The organism is Neorhizobium sp. P1_A6 (assembly GCF_056406795.1).
This window is the reverse complement of record NZ_JBFTZM010000011.1, coordinates 119,880-133,809: the sequence shown is the minus strand read 5'-3', so window position 1 is coordinate 133,809 and position 13,930 is coordinate 119,880. Positions and strand designations below refer to the sequence as shown.

Sequence of the window (13,930 nt, the reverse complement as noted above, 5' to 3'; positions counted from 1 at the left end):
GGTGAACAATGATGGTTCTAGGCGGCGGCCCTGCGCCAGCCCGCATGCGCGGCTGCGGTGAAATCGTCGAAGGAAAGCGGCCGGGCGAAGGCATAACCCTGCAGCAGGTCGCAGCCGAGTTCGCGCAGAAGGCTCGCATGCTGCATGGTCTCGACGCCTTCCGCCACCGTTTCGACGCCGAGCGAACGGGCAATGTCGATGATCGAGCGCACCAGCGCGCGTTCCTGCGGCGAGGTCAGGATCGGCATGACGAGCTGCCGGTCGATCTTCAGCCGTTTCGGCTTCAGTTTCAAAAGGCTGACGATCGAGGTATGGCCGGTGCCGAAATCGTCGATCTCGATGTCGATGCCGAGTTCCTTGATGCGTTCGAGATTGCTGGTCGCGGCCGCTTCGCTCTCGTCGAGGAAGATCGATTCCACCAGTTCGAAGGAAATCTCGCCGGGCACGATCGCCAGCGTCTGCAGCGTGTCGATCAGCGCTTCGTCATTGAGGCGTTTTGAGGAGACGTTGACGGAAACCTTCGGCACCCGGACGCCGAGTGCAGCCCAGCGCATCTTGTCCTTCAGCACCGTCTGGAGCACGATATGGTCGAGTGCTGCCGAGACGTTCAAATCCTCTGCAATCTTGAGGAACCGGTCGGGCGCAAGAATTCCGTGATGCGGATGGTTCCAGCGGATCAGCGCCTCGACGCCGGTCAGTTGGTTGGTGCGGGCATCGAACTGCGGCTGGTAGAAGGTGATGAATTCGTCATTGTCGATACCGGTAAGGACCTCGTCGGCGGTGCGCTTGTGGCTGACGATCTCGGCCTGCAGGTTCTGCGTGAAGAATTCATAGCGGTTGCGGCCCATGCCCTTCGCCCGGTAGAGCGCGATATCGGCATTGACGAGCGTGCGGCGTGCATCGACATTCATGCCGCTTGCCTGGGCGATGCCGATGGATACGCCGCAGCGGCAGGCGAAACCTTCAAAGTCGATCGGCTGGTGGAATTCGGCGATGATGCGCTGAGCGAGCTGACTTACCTCCTCGGTGCTCGAATTGTCGGTGGCGAGGATGACGAATTCGTCGCCGCCGATACGCGCGACGATATCGCTGCCGCGGACGTTGCGCGACAGGATGCGTGAGGCGTGTACGAGCATCGCGTCGCCCGCCGCGTGGCCGAGCGTGTCGTTGATCTGCTTGAAGCGGTCGAGATCGAGATGCAGGATCGAGAATTTCTGGCGCTCGTTGTGGCTGGAGCGCGAGAGCCGGTCGAGCTCCATGTCGAGCTTGCGGCGGTTGGCGAGCAGGGTCAGCGGGTCATGCAGCGAATTGTGCTCGATGCGGCTCTTGGCGAGTTCGAGTTCGGCGTTCTTGGCGTCGGCCTCGTCCTTGGCGGCTTTCAGTTCCCGGGTCAGGATCGCGTCCTGGGTAACGTCGAAGGCAATGCCCACCACCTTCTGGGATCCGTCGCGCATCGTATGCACCTTGCCGATGGAGCGGATATAGCGGATCGAACCATCCGGTTGGGGCACGCGCACGACCAGTGGACCCGCCAGGAAGTTCTCGGTGAAATTGTAGGAGCTGCGCTTGGCGTGCTCCCGATCGTCGGGATGGATGAGCTCGATCCAGGTGTCGACCCGGATGAAGCCGTCGGTAAAGGGGATGCCGTGCAACTGGCACATCCGGGCGTCCCAGGTTTCGATATGCGTGACCGGATTGGATTCCCATATGCCGCAATTGTAGGAATCAAGCGCCAGATCGAGGCGGCTCGACAGCTCTTCCAGGTCCTGCTCGCGGTTCGACAGTTCATCGAGCGCCAGTTCCAGTTCGGCATTCTTGATGTCGGTATTTTCCTTGGCGTTGCGCAGCGTCTGCGTCATCACCACGTCGCCGGTGACGTCCCAGACAATGCCGGTGGTGCGCAGGGTGCCGTCGGCATTGCGATAGTTCGCGCCTGCCGATTTCAGGTATCGCAGCGTGCCGTCCGGCAACTGCACCCGGTAGGTTTCGCTACAGGGCGTGTTGCAGGAGGCGCAGTCGGCGAAATGTGTCTCCGCTGCCGTCCGATCCGGCGGATAGATCGATCCGAGCCAGTCGTAGAGACGGTTGCCCTCGCTGGCTGCCGGCTTGTCGTGCAGCCCCGCGGCCCGCTTGTCCCAGAACAGACTGTTGCCGTTGCCCGTCACCTCCCAGATGCCGATATTGGAGGCTTCCATGGCAAGGTTGAAGCGCTGCGACAGCTCGATGAGATTAAGCTCACGGGCCTTCAGTGCCTCGATATTGCGGTTGCGTTCGGAAATCAGCGAGGTGGCGATGAAGATCGGCACGATCACCCCGAGTGCGGCAAGCATGATGGCGAGGCGGAACCCGAGCTGGTTGGGCGGCACGATGTCCCAACCGGAACGGGGAGCGGCAAGCAGCGTCCAGTTGGCGCCGTTGATGGGCACCGTCCATTTCATCGGAGACTGGTTTTCGATGGAATCATTGCCGAAGAAGGCGAAATATTGCGGCCTGTCGTCGTCCCGCAGAACGACGTTCAGCCAGTCGAGATTGATCAGGTTCGGTTTCCTTGCCGCGGCAGGGGAGAAGGTGACGCCGGATGCCTCCATCAGGCCCTGCTTATCGATCAGCACGGCGATCGCGCCCCAAAGGTCCCCACCGTCCTCTTCCTTCGACACCGGTACGACGAGCGTCAAATCTCCTTCCTGGGTGCCGCTCAGCAGAGATACGCGGTTGCGGCCGCTCACGGATTTCAGGTCGTTTGCAAGGCGCAGCAGATCGATTTTGCCGATCTTGCCCGCCCCGCCGCCGACAATGCCGTCGCGCGTGATGACCTGGGCAAGCTCGAAATTGGGTGCGACCGCGACGCCCGAAAAATGCGTGACTTCGCCAAGTTGCTTTTCGACATGGCGCTTGAATGTATCTGTCGATCCGCTGAAATCGTCCCTCAGCACGTGAACCAGATGATCGGTGGCGGCGATGTCGGTCTCTACGCGTACGATGAGGCGCCGCGCCAACAGGCCGCCGACTTTTTCCGTCGTTGCCCGCAGGTCGCTGCGAAAGCCTTCGGTGTAACGTTGGTCGATGATGACGCCGATCGAGATGACAGCAAGGGTGATAACGAACGCGATTGTCGTCGGGGTCTTGGTGCTGCGTGCGAAGCGCAGTGATTTGGAACCGGACGACGGCCAGAATTTCACGTGCGCGAACCTTCTCATTAACCCCTGTGGCAGACGGTCGAGCCTATGGGGCGGGGGTTAATTTACGCTTTCACGGCACCCTACAAACTTTGGTCCGATTTATTGTAAGGGAATACTTGGGATTGGTTTCGCAAATGCCGCCGGGTCCCCCCGCAGGGCGGTATCCCACCCTTGAAAAGCGTTAACAATCAGGTCATTACTTATACGCAAAATGTCACGGTAACGGGCGATTTTTGCCACAATCGGGAGGCTATCTGTGCGTCGGAACAAGACATCATCGACCTCATCAAGGCTTCCGACCATGCGCATCCTGATTGCTGCTCTGCTTGCCACTGCCAGCATCTTTTCGCCCCTCAACAGCTGGGCTCAAAGTGCCGACGTCGAAGCCACGATCAAGGCCGTGGATGCGAAGGCGCTCAACTTAACGCTCGACGACGGAAAGACCTATAAAGTGCCCGAGGAATTCAATTTCGAGGGCTTGAAGGCCGGCGTGAAAGTGCTGGTCTTCTACACGGTCGTCGATGGCAACCGTGTCGTCGACGATCTCCAGATCGTTCAGTAATACCGCAGAATTAGCGAAGTATAATTTAGAATATCCGCTGCGCTGCGGATATTCCGATCAGAGCCATGCCATCCGGCTGAGGTCGGTATCGATCATCAGGATGCGGTCCTGTGGGGTCGGAACGGTGGCCGCCTCGTCTTCGTCGAGATTGCCGATCAGCCGGAAGAGCGAGCGGATCACCCCGCCGTGGCTGATGCACACGGTCGGACCGTCAATGGACTGCAGCCAGGCGCCGATCCGCCAGCAGAGAATCTCATAGCTTTCGGCAGAGATGCCCGGCGGAATGAAGCTCCACTTCTGCTCGGCCCGGGTGGCGAGTCGGTCCGGAGAAATCCGGCTGATCTCCTCGAGCGTATGGCCTTCCCAGTCGCCGAAGGAGACTTCGACCAGCCGCTCGTCGATCCGGTAGGCGAGGGGATCCAGCCCCATGGCGGTGCGCAGCCGTTCCATTGTTTCGCGGGTCCGCGACAGCGGGCTGGCAACGAAGGAGAAACCTTCGGCCGCGCCGATCATCTCGCGCAGCCGCTCGCCGTTCCGCGTTGCCTGAGAACGGCCGAGAGTATTGAGCGGAATGTCCTGCTGGCCCTGCAGCCGGCCTTCGGCATTCCAGTCCGTCTGCCCGTGGCGGATCATGTAGATGAGCACGGCAGACGTCCCTGGAAGAGCATCAGTCCTTGATGACCGAAATGTCCGGCGCATCGACGGCCTTCATGCCGACGACATGGTAGCCGCTGTCTGCGTGATGGGTTTCGCCGGTGACGGACCGCGATAGGTCGGACAGCATGTAGAGGCCGACATCGCCCACTTCCTCGATGGTAACGGTACGGCGCAGCGGCGCATTGTACTCGTTCCACTTGAGGATGTAGCGGAAGTCGCCGATGCCGGAAGCGGCAAGCGTCTTGATCGGCCCGGCCGAGATCGCGTTGACGCGGATGTTCTTCGGACCGAGATCGACGGCGAGATATTTGACGCTGGCTTCGAGCGCGGCCTTGGCGACACCCATGACGTTATAGTTCGGCATGACCTTTTCGGCACCATAATAGGTGAGGGTCAGCATCGAGCCGCCGTCGGTCATCAGCTTTTCCGCCCGCCTTGCGACCGACGTGAAGGAATAGACCGAGATCTGCATCGTCTTGGCGAAGTTGTCAGCCGAGGTGTCGACGTAACGGCCGGTCAGCTCGTCCTTGTCGGAAAAGCCGATTGCATGCACGAGGAAGTCGATCTTGCCCCAGTGCTTTTCGAGATTTGCGAAGACCTCGTCGATGGTCGATTCGTCGCCGACGTCGCAATGGCCGGCCATGTAGGCGCCCAGTTCTCCAGCCAGCGGCTCAACCCGCTTCTTGAGTGCATCGCCCTGGTAGGTGAATGCAACTTCCCCGCCTTGGCTGTGGATGGCCTTGGCAATGCCCCACGCGATCGAACGATTATTGGCAACGCCCATGATGAGACCGCGTTTGCCTGCCATGAGGCCGGAAGCCTGAACCATTCATAGTCCCCTGATACCTTAGATGAACGCTGCCTATGACATAGGCGGCTCAAGGGTTCAAGCTGAGTTGGATCATCTCGTGTTAGTAGCCGTAACAAAGGGTGCGCAGCGGTGAATACCGACGCAAAACTGTCATACTGGGCAAGGCCCGTCAGACATACAGTCCGTGGCGCATGTGCCGCATCAGGTCGGTGACCTTTTCGTTCGGCTTTTCCCACAGGACGACGCGCAGCTCGACGACGAGATCGCCGCGGCCGCCCGCATCATCATGGAGGCCGAGGCCCTCCAGCCGGATCGTCTGGTCGGAACCGGACCAGGCCGGAATGCTGATGCTGCGATTGCCGTCCGGTGTCTCGACCGATGCGTCGCCGCCGAGCACCGCATCCTCGAGCGAGATCGACAAGGTCGTGTGGAGATCGAAACCCTCGACCCGGAAACGGCTGTCGCGGGCAATCTTGATCGAGGCGAGCAGGTCGCCGGATTTCATGCCGGTGAGCTTGAGGCCCTGGCCCTTGAGGCGCGCCACATGGCCTTCGGTCATGCCCTTTTCCAGGGCAATGCGCACTTCGCGGTCGTCGGCCATTTTCAACGTGATCGTGTTGAGCTTCAGGAGATCCTCGACGGTCACCGTGGCTTCGACGGAGATATCCGGTGCCTTTTCCGGAGCCGGCGTCGTGCCGCGGAAACGGCGCACGATGGAGGCGATCAGGTCGATGGCAAGGGCTGGAAGCGGCGGTCTCTCGCTTCCCGATGGATCTGCCTTGGCCGTTTCGACCGAATCGCCGCTCGCCTGCGCTGAGCCGCCCCCCTGCGCCGTGCCGCCCGCCTGAGCTTTTGCCTGCTCGGCCGCCGCGGCGCCGAAGATACGCTCGATCATGTCCTCCGGCGTTTCGCCTGCAGGGCCGGACTGATTCTGGGGATGGGCCTGAGATTGGGCCTGAGATTGGGCCTGAGATTGGGAATGTGATTGGGTTTGCGATTGGCCGCGAGCCTGTGCCTGCGGTTGCGCCTGGGACTTGGCGTTTTGCGCATTGGTCTTGGCGAGCTCTTCCATGACCTTTTCGGCGTTGGCCTTTGCGACCTTGGCGCGTTCGGCGGCTTCGCGGGCGGCATTGCGCTGCTGCATGATGGTCTGGTGCATCTCGGCGGCCCTGTCGTATCGCTTGCGGCGCTCGGGATCCTTCAGGACCTCGTAGGCCTGGCCGATCTCTGCGAAACGGCTCGTCGCAGACGGATCGTCCTGATTCTGGTCGGGATGAACGGTCTTGGCCTTGGCGCGCCAGGCTGCCTTGATTTCGTCGGGCTCGGCATTGCGCTTCACGCCGAGAAGAGAATAGGGATCACGCATCGTGGGACCACCGGTTACCTGAAACGGCGGGTCCCCGCTTGATCCTTGGACCCCTCCATTATTCGTCACAACTCCGACAGTCGTCCGCCGGTTCCTCATGTCCCGGACAGATTACTGCTTACGTCCGGAGAGCCTATGTTAGGACTTGTGAATCAGTGGTTACACCGCCGCCGGCAGCACTCGTTAAGGTAAACGAATCGTTTCCAGCACGAATTACGCAAACGCGCGAAAACCGTTTCCTTGCAGCCGCATCGGGTGTGGGGCAGGGATGACGGCGACTACTGGCGGTCGAAGGCCGTCAGCATCCAATCGCCGCTGCCGGTGAGGCAGGTCTGGCCGGAAAACATCGCAATACCCTCGTAGGAATGACGCGTGGTGGTGAAGGCGCGGCAGATCTGCTCGCCGTTGCGGGCCTCGCGGATCTGTGAGACGACGCCGGCGCTGCCGGTGGCGGTATTCGCCCACGGAACCGAGGCTGCGCCGACCTTTGCAAGATCGGCCGAGGAGACCGCATTGCGCACCGTCGCCTCGTCGGAAAGCGTAGCGCCGGTGTGCGGCTGTGTGCCCGGCACGGTGCCGGTCGCGATCGAGCGGTCGACTTTCGGGGAACTTCCGAAGAGATCGAGGCTGCTGGTACAACCGGCAAGCGAAAACCCGGCAAGGCAGAGGGCGGCTGCCCGTCTGCCGAGGAGAAACGACCTCTTTGTGCGGCTCTTCGACTTTGCTATCACTACCACCGTGCGTCCTGTCCGACTGAAAAACTCGGGCATTTTTCATGAGATTGGGAGTATTTTAGTCAATATGTCTGAGAGCGGGTTAACAACTGGTGACTTCACCGCCGAGAACGAGCCTTTCGCGCTTTTCGGTGCCTGGCTGAAGGATGCCGAGGCCTCCGAACCCAACGATCCGAATGCCGTTGCGGTTGCGACCGTCGACGAAAACGGCATGCCGAACGTTCGCATGGTCCTGTTGAAGGGGTATGACGAGAACGGTTTCGTCTTCTACACAAATTTCGAAAGCCAGAAGGGCCGCGAGATTCTCGGCCAGAAGAAGGCGGCCATGTGTTTCCACTGGAAATCGCTGCGCCGACAGGTACGCCTGCGGGGCGAGGTGGAAGTGGTGAGCGATGCGGAGGCGGATGCCTATTACGCCACTCGCGCTCGCGGCAGCCGCATCGGCGCCTGGGCGTCGAAACAGTCCCGCCCGCTCGAAACCCGTTTCGCGCTCGAAAAATCGGTTGCCGAATACACCGCCCGTTACGCGATCGGCGACATTCCGCGCCCGCCCTACTGGTCCGGTTTCCGCATCAAGCCCTTATCGATCGAGTTCTGGCACGACCGCCAGTTCCGCCTGCACGACCGCATCGAATTCCGCCGCCCCGTCGCCGACGGCCCGTGGGAAAAGGTGCGGATGTATCCGTGAGCTATCATTGACCAGGCATGCGTTTCCATCTGGATTATACGGAAATCCGTATATCGAGGACGAAGATGGAACGCCTGGTCTTTGAGAATATCTTTGACGTCGTCACGGAGGATCCGATCGAGGCTGCCGATCTGCGGTTTCGCTCGGATCTACTCACCACCCTGGTTGCCATCTTCGAAGACAGGAAATGGAAGCAGGCGGATATCGCCGAGGCTCTCGATGTTTCCCAACCCCGCGTCAGCGAATTGATGCGCGGCAAGATTCAGCTTTTCTCGGCGGACAAGCTGATTGGTTATCTCGCAAAGCTCGGTGTGCGCCTGAAGCCATCGTTCAGCGCCGAGCATAAGGTAATCTGTGAAGTGGTCGAGGCGGCCTGACTTATTTGCGGCTCTTGACGATTTGCAGCATCGTCTTGTGACGATCCTGGACAGTGTCCATTGCCTTGCGGTCGACGCCGTTGGTCGTCTTGGTGAAGGCATGCAGGATGAAAACGGTGTCGAGGTATTTGGCACAATAGACGGTGCGATAGGCCGGGCTGCCGTTCTCTATGAGCTCGATGACGCCGTTACCGATGCCCTTCAGATGCTTGAAGTCCGAGAGGCTGTAGTCCTTCCTGGACGCGCTGAAGGTCGTTGGCGAATTGGATCTGGATATCCTTTGGAAGTTCCAGGAAGGCCTTTTTCGCGGAAGAATTCACGAATTCAAAGGACTTCGCCATGCTTTACCGCCCGATCGCGAACGGGATGCCCGAGGCGAGGGCCGAGACGTAGCGCGGCTGCTGGTAGTAGCCATTGAGCGAGATGCGCGGCAGGCCGGTGAGCCGGTTCATGTACTTGGCGCAGATCGTGCCCGGCTGGGTCGTGACCGCGACCGAAAAGCCGAGTTCCTTGGCAATTGCATAGTCGCGCTCTGAAACCGCGGCGCGGCTGCCATAGGGATAGGCGATCGTTTGTGGCCGTTCGCCGGTCAAAGCCTCGATCCAGTCGGCCGACTGTTTCATCTCCGCACGGGCGTCTTCCGCCGAAAGCCGGGCGACGGCCCGGTGGCTTATTGTATGGGCCCCGAGCGAGGCCAGCGGATGGACGGCGACCGAGCGGAGTTCCTCGGCATTCATGGTCAGGTCGGCAGTGATTTTCAGCGGGTCGACGCCGTGTTTTCTCGCCAGCGCATCGACCCGCGAGACGGCGGTGGATTCCTCGACTTCGAGGACATAGCTGGAGAACCGGTCGAAGGCATCGAATTTTCGCGCCTCGGAGGTGAGGTCGAGGACCTCGGACCCGCCGCCGAAGTCGAACGCCACCTCGCGTTCGCGTCCGAGCAGCTCGGCAACCGTTTCCCACCACAGCGAATGGGTCCGCTCGGCAAATCCGCGGGTGACGAAAATGGTGAAAGGCACGCCGTAGTGGGCAAACACCGGCAAGGCGTATTCGGCATTGTTTCGGTAGCCGTCATCGAGCGTGAAGGCGGCGAACGGCTGTTTGGTCGGCGCGGCAAGCCGTGCCGGCACGTCGCTCAAGGGGATGAATTCGTAACCCTCCGCCGAAAGCCGTTCGATCGCTTCGCCGAGGAAATCCGGCGTCACTTCGAGATGGCCGCTCGGTTTCAGCGGACGGCTCTGTTTCGGCCGCACGTGATGGAGCGTGAAGATGGCGCCGTGGCCGCGGGCATTGGGCATCATTCCGGCACGTGCAAGCGCTGCGGCCATGTCGAGGCCACCGGCGACAAGCCGGCGTTTGACATCCCGGCGCCAAAGCGCCTGAAACCTCTCCTTCGTGTTCCCCACCGCGATCACGCCCACGTTACTTCGGTGAGGCCGACCCTACTCTTGGACGGGTTAAGTCTTGCTGAATAATCCGTGCTGAATCCTGCTCATGGCCGTAGCGCGTCGAAAAGCGGCAGGCTGACGATCGCCGCCATGGCGATCAGCAGAAAGCAGATGCGCCGAAAGGTGCCTTCGGAGGCAAATCCGAACAGTTTCGAACCGGCGGTCACCCCGAGGCCGTAACCCGGGCCGGCGATCAGTGCGAGGGCAAGGACGTCGAGCGTCAAAAGGTGCCCGATGACATAGGCGGTGGCCGAGATCACCGTTGAAAGCGCGAAATAAAGGATGAGATTGGCGCGCACGGTAAGCGGCGGAATGGCGCCGCCGAGCCAGTAGGCGACGACCGGCGGACCGGAGAGTTGCGCGGCGCCGCCGAACAGGCCGGCAAGCGCCCCGACGCCGATGGTCAGCGGCGTCTTCGGCTTGCCGTGGTAACGCCAGCCGGAAATCAGGAAGATCAGCAGGCAGAGCACGACGACCGAAATCAGCCAGCGCAACGCCGTTGGATCGATCAGGGCCAGCAGCGTCGTACCCGCCGGCACGCCGACCAGCGTACCGATCAGCATCGTGCCCACTTCTCGCCGGTTCGCCCGCCTCCAGCCATCCGGCAGCATGCCGAGCGTCGTCACCCCGTCGATGACGAGCAGCAGGGCCGGGGCGCTCTTCGGGCCGACGGCAGCACCTGCAAGCGGAACGAAGATCAGCGCTCCCCCGAACCCGGAAAACCCGCGCGCCAGCCCGGCGATCAGCGCCGAGAGGAAAAGAAAGACGAGCTGCGCCGCCCCGTGGCCCGGAACCCATGCGTCCAGCAAGGCAGAAATCGGATTGGCGGAGTCCATGGAATGCCGTGATGCGGATGAGATCGGATGGCCCGCACCTGCCGGGATTTGGGTGAGGGTGTCAAGCAAACCCTCTGGACACGGCGCTGGAATCGGCATTCTCCTGTGGATACAAAAGGAGAACGTTATGCTGGGCAAACTTACCGAACAATTCGAGGCCGCATCCGCAACTTATGCCGAAACCCACGGAATGATCCGCGATCCCGACTGGTTTCTCCTGAAGCTGCAGGAGGAGATGGGCGAACTGACCCAGGCCTGGAATCGCGCCACCGGCCGCGGACGGAAAAAGGGCAGGAGCGACGAGGCTCTCGCCCGCGACCTCGCCGACGAGACGGCCGATCTTCTCGGCCATATCCTGCTGTTTGCCCGCAACAACCGGATCGATCTTGTATCGGCGATCGAGCGGAAATGGCTGTTCAGGCCGGACGAGGGGTGAGTTTGAGGCTCATACGCCGGCATTGGGATTTGGCGATAGAAACCTCAGCGTTTCTATCGCCAGGCAAATTGCTCCGCCTTACGCCTTGGTCCCACCCACCGTTACCTGGTCCATCCGCAGATGTGGCTGGCCGACGCCGACGGGGACCCATTGGCCGCCCTTGCCGCAATTGCCGATGCCGGTGTCGAGTTTCATGTCGTTGCCGACCATCGAGACGCGGCGCATCGCATCCGGGCCGTTGCCGATCAGCATGGCTCCCTTGATGGCCGGGCCGATTTTACCGTCCTCGATCATGTAGGCCTCGGTGCAGCCGAACACGAACTTGCCGGAGGTGATGTCCACCTGGCCGCCGCCGAAGGAGACGGCATAGATGCCCTTCTTTACCGAGGCGATGATCTCTTCGGGCGATTTGTCGCCGCCGAGCATGTAGGTATTGGTCATCCGCGGCATCGGCGTATAGGCATAACCCTGCCGGCGGCCGTTGCCGGTCGGGCTGACGCCCATCAGCCGGGCGTTCTGGCGGTCCTGCATGTAGCCGACCAGCTTGCCGTTTTCGATCAGCACGTTGTAGGCCGATGGCGTGCCTTCGTCGTCTATGGTGATCGAGCCGCGGCGGTTGTCGATCGTGCCGTCGTCGACGACGGTGACGCCTGGCGCCGCGACCATTTCCCCCAAAAGACCGGCAAAGGCCGAGGTCTTCTTGCGGTTGAAATCGCCTTCCAGCCCGTGGCCGACCGCCTCGTGCAGCATCACGCCCGGCCAGCCGGAGCCGAGCACGACATCCATGGTGCCGGCCGGCGCGTCGATGGCGGTGAGGTTGACGAGCGCCTGGCGCAGCGCCTCGTCGGCGCCGGTCTGCCAATTGCCTTCCGTGACGAAATCGCCGAAGCCGATGCGGCCGCCGGTGCCGAACGAACCGCTCTCCTGCCGGTCGCCGTCACCGACGACGACGGAAATGTTGATGCGGGTCATCGGGCGGATGTCGTGCACCCGGTGGCCATCGGCGCGCAGGATGTCGACCACCTGCCAGCTTGCCGAAACGGTCGCCGTCACCTGCCGCACCTTGTCGTCCTTGGAGCGTAGGTACGCGTCGATCTCGGTGAGCAGCTTGACCTTCTCTTCGAAACTGGGGCTGCCGATCGGGTTCTCGTCGCCGTAATATTTCTTGTTGGTGCGCTGTGGGGCGGCCGCGTAGGAGCCGGAATAACCGGAGGTCACTGCCCGCACCGCATCCGAGGCACGGGACAGCGCTGCGGCGGAAAGCTCGCCCGCATGCGCGTAACCGACCGCTTCGCCGGCGACCGAGCGCAGGCCAAAACCCTGGTCTGTGTTGAACGAACCGCCCTTCAGACGACCATTGTCGAAGGTCAGCGATTCCGCCTGGGCATGTTCCACGAAAAGCTCGCCGTCATCGGCGCCGGTAAACGCCTCGGAGAGGATCGAGCGCAGCTTGGTCTCGTCGCAGTCGAAAAGGTTGAGAAGGTCGGTATTCATGGGATGCTCCTTCTGCGCTGCCACTGGAAGACGCGCTCTGTTCCAACCGATGTAGGTCCGGAGAGGGACCGAAGCAAGCCTGTCTTCAGATGGCTTTTGAGCTGAGGAAGGCCTGCACCTCCTGCGGCATGGCCTTTCGCGGCAGGATATTGAAGGCCGATGTGCCGCTGAACAGCATGAACGAAAGCGGCCGTTCCCAAATCTCGGTGACATTGGGCCAGTTGAGCCGCCCGTCGCCGAGATTGGAGGCGATGCCGAACCCATCCGGATCGATGGTGACTTCGGCGCTGCGATCGGTCATGCGCCTGTAGCGGCCAAAGGCGCTGGCGGAATGCGCGCGCCAGACCACGGCGCTGAAAATCGCCGGGAAACAGGCGACGAGGAACGCGAGCAGCGCGAGGGTGAAGTTGCCCTGGAACAGGAGGACGACGCCGGCGACGACCACCAGCCCCGCTGCCGCCCACTTCCCCTTCTGCTCGCGCATCGTGCGCTCTATGACAAACACGCGCACCGCATCGCGCACGACCTCGTCGTCGAAATGGACGGGAAAGGTATGGCTGCCGCGAAGCTCCATGAACGATCGTTTCTTTATAATAACGTGATCACGGAAGCGCGTCGTAACCTTCGCCGAAGCCGGTCAGCTCGATCGGAATACCGACCCGGTCCTGATCGGCGGATTCGCGGAGGGCGAAGACGGCGGCCTTGCCGGCCCGGAGGATGCGCATCAGTTCCTCGTCGATCTCCACTTCCACATAGCAGCCCTCGGAGAAGCAGCGGGTGAAATAGGCGCGGCCGATATTGTTGTTGTCGACATAGAGTTCCATGCCGTCCTTCAGGAGCACGCCGAGCGGCGCGAGGATGCGCAGGATGCGTGCCTTGCGGTCGGCGGTCTTCAGTACCACCACCGACAGGCCGACTTCCGGCCGGTCCTCGGCAATGACGTTCTGCATCAGCGCGCATTGGTCGGCGGAAGCGCCGGCCGGGCGGTCGCAGATGATCGACCATGCGCCGTGGTTTTCACGCACATTGCCGGGCGGTTGCGCCTGCTGCCCCGGGGGCTGCTGGGCCTGCCCACCGTTCGGCGCCTGCCGGGGCGGCTGCGGCCCCGGTTTGGTGCCCTGAGCCGGCAGGGGGGCCGGCTGGGGCGCGGCGGGGCGCGGGGCGGGCTGCGGCTGCTGCGCGAACGCGGGAAGCGAAACGGCGGCTGCAAGCATCACGGCTAGACCGGCGCAGATCAGGGAGGGACGACCCATGGAAACCTCTGGAAGACGAATCAGTGCGGCTATTCTTGGCGTTCGCCGGGCGAAATGAAAAGCCCTGACCTCTTTCCAGTGGAGTACGG

General features: G+C 61.8%; 15 protein-coding genes. 4 read left to right on the top strand and 11 right to left on the bottom strand.

Translation table 11 applies throughout. From position 1 onward, the window contains the following. Nucleotides 1–17: 17 nt before the first annotated feature. Entirely contained in the window at nt 18–3,179 is a 3,162-nt protein-coding gene (locus AC1D3C_RS21710) for a bifunctional diguanylate cyclase/phosphodiesterase (RefSeq protein WP_477484288.1), read from the bottom strand. Between the two features lie 301 nt (nt 3,180–3,480). On the opposite strand from AC1D3C_RS21710, the gene AC1D3C_RS21705 reads away from it, so the two are divergent. Then, entirely contained in the window at nt 3,481–3,741 is a 261-nt protein-coding gene (locus tag AC1D3C_RS21705) for a DUF1344 domain-containing protein (RefSeq protein WP_038540593.1), read from the top strand. A 57-nt stretch (nt 3,742–3,798) separates the two neighbouring features. On the opposite strand, the gene AC1D3C_RS21700 is transcribed toward AC1D3C_RS21705, so the two are convergent. From AC1D3C_RS21700 to AC1D3C_RS21685, 4 genes are all read right to left on the bottom strand, one after another. After that, nucleotides 3,799–4,386 carry a histidine phosphatase family protein gene (locus AC1D3C_RS21700; RefSeq protein ID WP_477484287.1) on the bottom strand — a complete coding sequence of 196 codons (588 nt, stop codon included), beginning with the start codon at nt 4,384–4,386 and terminating at the stop codon, nt 3,799–3,801. 22 nt (nt 4,387–4,408) lie between these two features. Beyond that, the gene (gene fabI / locus AC1D3C_RS21695; RefSeq protein ID WP_477484286.1) at nt 4,409–5,227 is read right to left on the bottom strand and encodes an enoyl-ACP reductase FabI; all 819 of its coding nucleotides are present in this window, start codon (nt 5,225–5,227) and stop codon (nt 4,409–4,411) included. A gap of 151 nt (nt 5,228–5,378) precedes the next feature. Next, nucleotides 5,379–6,575, bottom strand: coding sequence for a DnaJ C-terminal domain-containing protein (locus AC1D3C_RS21690; RefSeq protein ID WP_477484285.1), 1,197 nt, complete (start codon nt 6,573–6,575; stop codon nt 5,379–5,381). Between the two features lie 278 nt (nt 6,576–6,853). Continuing rightward, a complete protein-coding gene (locus AC1D3C_RS21685) occupies nt 6,854–7,312 on the bottom strand; it encodes an RT0821/Lpp0805 family surface protein (protein WP_247036849.1) in 459 nt (152 codons plus the stop codon). Between the two features lie 64 nt (nt 7,313–7,376). Here AC1D3C_RS21685 and pdxH point away from each other — a divergent pair, with 64 nt between their 5' ends. Together pdxH and AC1D3C_RS21675 are read left to right on the top strand one after the other, a co-directional pair. Then, nucleotides 7,377–7,997 carry a pyridoxamine 5'-phosphate oxidase gene (gene pdxH / locus AC1D3C_RS21680; RefSeq protein WP_477484284.1) on the top strand — a complete coding sequence of 207 codons (621 nt, stop codon included), beginning with the start codon at nt 7,377–7,379 and terminating at the stop codon, nt 7,995–7,997. Between the two features lie 65 nt (nt 7,998–8,062). Beyond that, entirely contained in the window at nt 8,063–8,374 is a 312-nt protein-coding gene (locus AC1D3C_RS21675; protein WP_477484283.1) for a helix-turn-helix domain-containing protein, read from the top strand. Between the two features lies 1 nt (nt 8,375). Here AC1D3C_RS21675 and AC1D3C_RS21670 read toward each other — a convergent pair whose 3' ends face one another. From AC1D3C_RS21670 to AC1D3C_RS21660, 3 genes are all read right to left on the bottom strand, one after another. After that, nucleotides 8,376–8,546, bottom strand: coding sequence for a type II toxin-antitoxin system RelE/ParE family toxin (locus AC1D3C_RS21670; protein ID WP_477484345.1), 171 nt, complete (start codon nt 8,544–8,546; stop codon nt 8,376–8,378). 172 nt (nt 8,547–8,718) lie between these two features. Then, a complete protein-coding gene (locus tag AC1D3C_RS21665) occupies nt 8,719–9,702 on the bottom strand; it encodes a polysaccharide deacetylase family protein (protein ID WP_477484282.1) in 984 nt (327 codons plus the stop codon). Between the two features lie 164 nt (nt 9,703–9,866). Continuing rightward, nucleotides 9,867–10,658 carry a sulfite exporter TauE/SafE family protein gene (locus AC1D3C_RS21660; RefSeq protein ID WP_477484281.1) on the bottom strand — a complete coding sequence of 264 codons (792 nt, stop codon included), beginning with the start codon at nt 10,656–10,658 and terminating at the stop codon, nt 9,867–9,869. 127 nt (nt 10,659–10,785) lie between these two features. On the opposite strand from AC1D3C_RS21660, the gene AC1D3C_RS21655 reads away from it, so the two are divergent. Then, nucleotides 10,786–11,094 carry a pyrophosphatase gene (locus tag AC1D3C_RS21655; protein WP_477484280.1) on the top strand — a complete coding sequence of 103 codons (309 nt, stop codon included), beginning with the start codon at nt 10,786–10,788 and terminating at the stop codon, nt 11,092–11,094. A 78-nt stretch (nt 11,095–11,172) separates the two neighbouring features. Here AC1D3C_RS21655 and tldD read toward each other — a convergent pair whose 3' ends face one another. The 3 genes from tldD to AC1D3C_RS21640 form a co-directional block, all read right to left on the bottom strand. Continuing rightward, nucleotides 11,173–12,588, bottom strand: a complete 1,416-nt coding sequence (gene tldD, locus AC1D3C_RS21650) for a metalloprotease TldD (RefSeq protein WP_477484279.1) — start codon at nt 12,586–12,588, stop codon at nt 11,173–11,175. 85 nt (nt 12,589–12,673) lie between these two features. After that, nucleotides 12,674–13,162: a YcxB family protein gene (locus tag AC1D3C_RS21645; protein WP_477484278.1), complete on the bottom strand. Its 489-nt coding sequence runs from the start codon at nt 13,160–13,162 to the stop codon at nt 12,674–12,676. Nucleotides 13,163–13,190: 28 nt separating this feature from the next. After that, nucleotides 13,191–13,841 (bottom strand): invasion associated locus B family protein, encoded by a 651-nt coding sequence (locus AC1D3C_RS21640; RefSeq protein ID WP_477484277.1) that lies wholly within the window; start codon nt 13,839–13,841, stop codon nt 13,191–13,193. Nucleotides 13,842–13,930 lie beyond the last annotated feature (89 nt).

What these genes read in the sequence shown, in the direction of transcription:
- tldD (WP_477484279.1), bottom strand. Translation starts at nt 12,588, where the DNA reads ATGAATACCGACCTTCTCAACCTTTTCGACTGCGACGAGACCAAGCTG.
- AC1D3C_RS21655 (WP_477484280.1), top strand. Translation starts at nt 10,786, where the DNA reads ATGCTGGGCAAACTTACCGAACAATTCGAGGCCGCATCCGCAACTTAT.
- AC1D3C_RS21690 (WP_477484285.1), bottom strand. Translation starts at nt 6,575, where the DNA reads ATGCGTGATCCCTATTCTCTTCTCGGCGTGAAGCGCAATGCCGAGCCC.
- AC1D3C_RS21705 (WP_038540593.1), top strand. Translation starts at nt 3,481, where the DNA reads ATGCGCATCCTGATTGCTGCTCTGCTTGCCACTGCCAGCATCTTTTCG.
- AC1D3C_RS21645 (WP_477484278.1), bottom strand. Translation starts at nt 13,162, where the DNA reads ATGGAGCTTCGCGGCAGCCATACCTTTCCCGTCCATTTCGACGACGAG.
- AC1D3C_RS21675 (WP_477484283.1), top strand. Translation starts at nt 8,063, where the DNA reads ATGGAACGCCTGGTCTTTGAGAATATCTTTGACGTCGTCACGGAGGAT.
- pdxH (WP_477484284.1), top strand. Translation starts at nt 7,377, where the DNA reads ATGTCTGAGAGCGGGTTAACAACTGGTGACTTCACCGCCGAGAACGAG.
- AC1D3C_RS21660 (WP_477484281.1), bottom strand. Translation starts at nt 10,658, where the DNA reads ATGGACTCCGCCAATCCGATTTCTGCCTTGCTGGACGCATGGGTTCCG.
- AC1D3C_RS21665 (WP_477484282.1), bottom strand. Translation starts at nt 9,702, where the DNA reads ATGGCCGCAGCGCTTGCACGTGCCGGAATGATGCCCAATGCCCGCGGC.
- AC1D3C_RS21640 (WP_477484277.1), bottom strand. Translation starts at nt 13,841, where the DNA reads ATGGGTCGTCCCTCCCTGATCTGCGCCGGTCTAGCCGTGATGCTTGCA.
- fabI (WP_477484286.1), bottom strand. Translation starts at nt 5,227, where the DNA reads ATGGTTCAGGCTTCCGGCCTCATGGCAGGCAAACGCGGTCTCATCATG.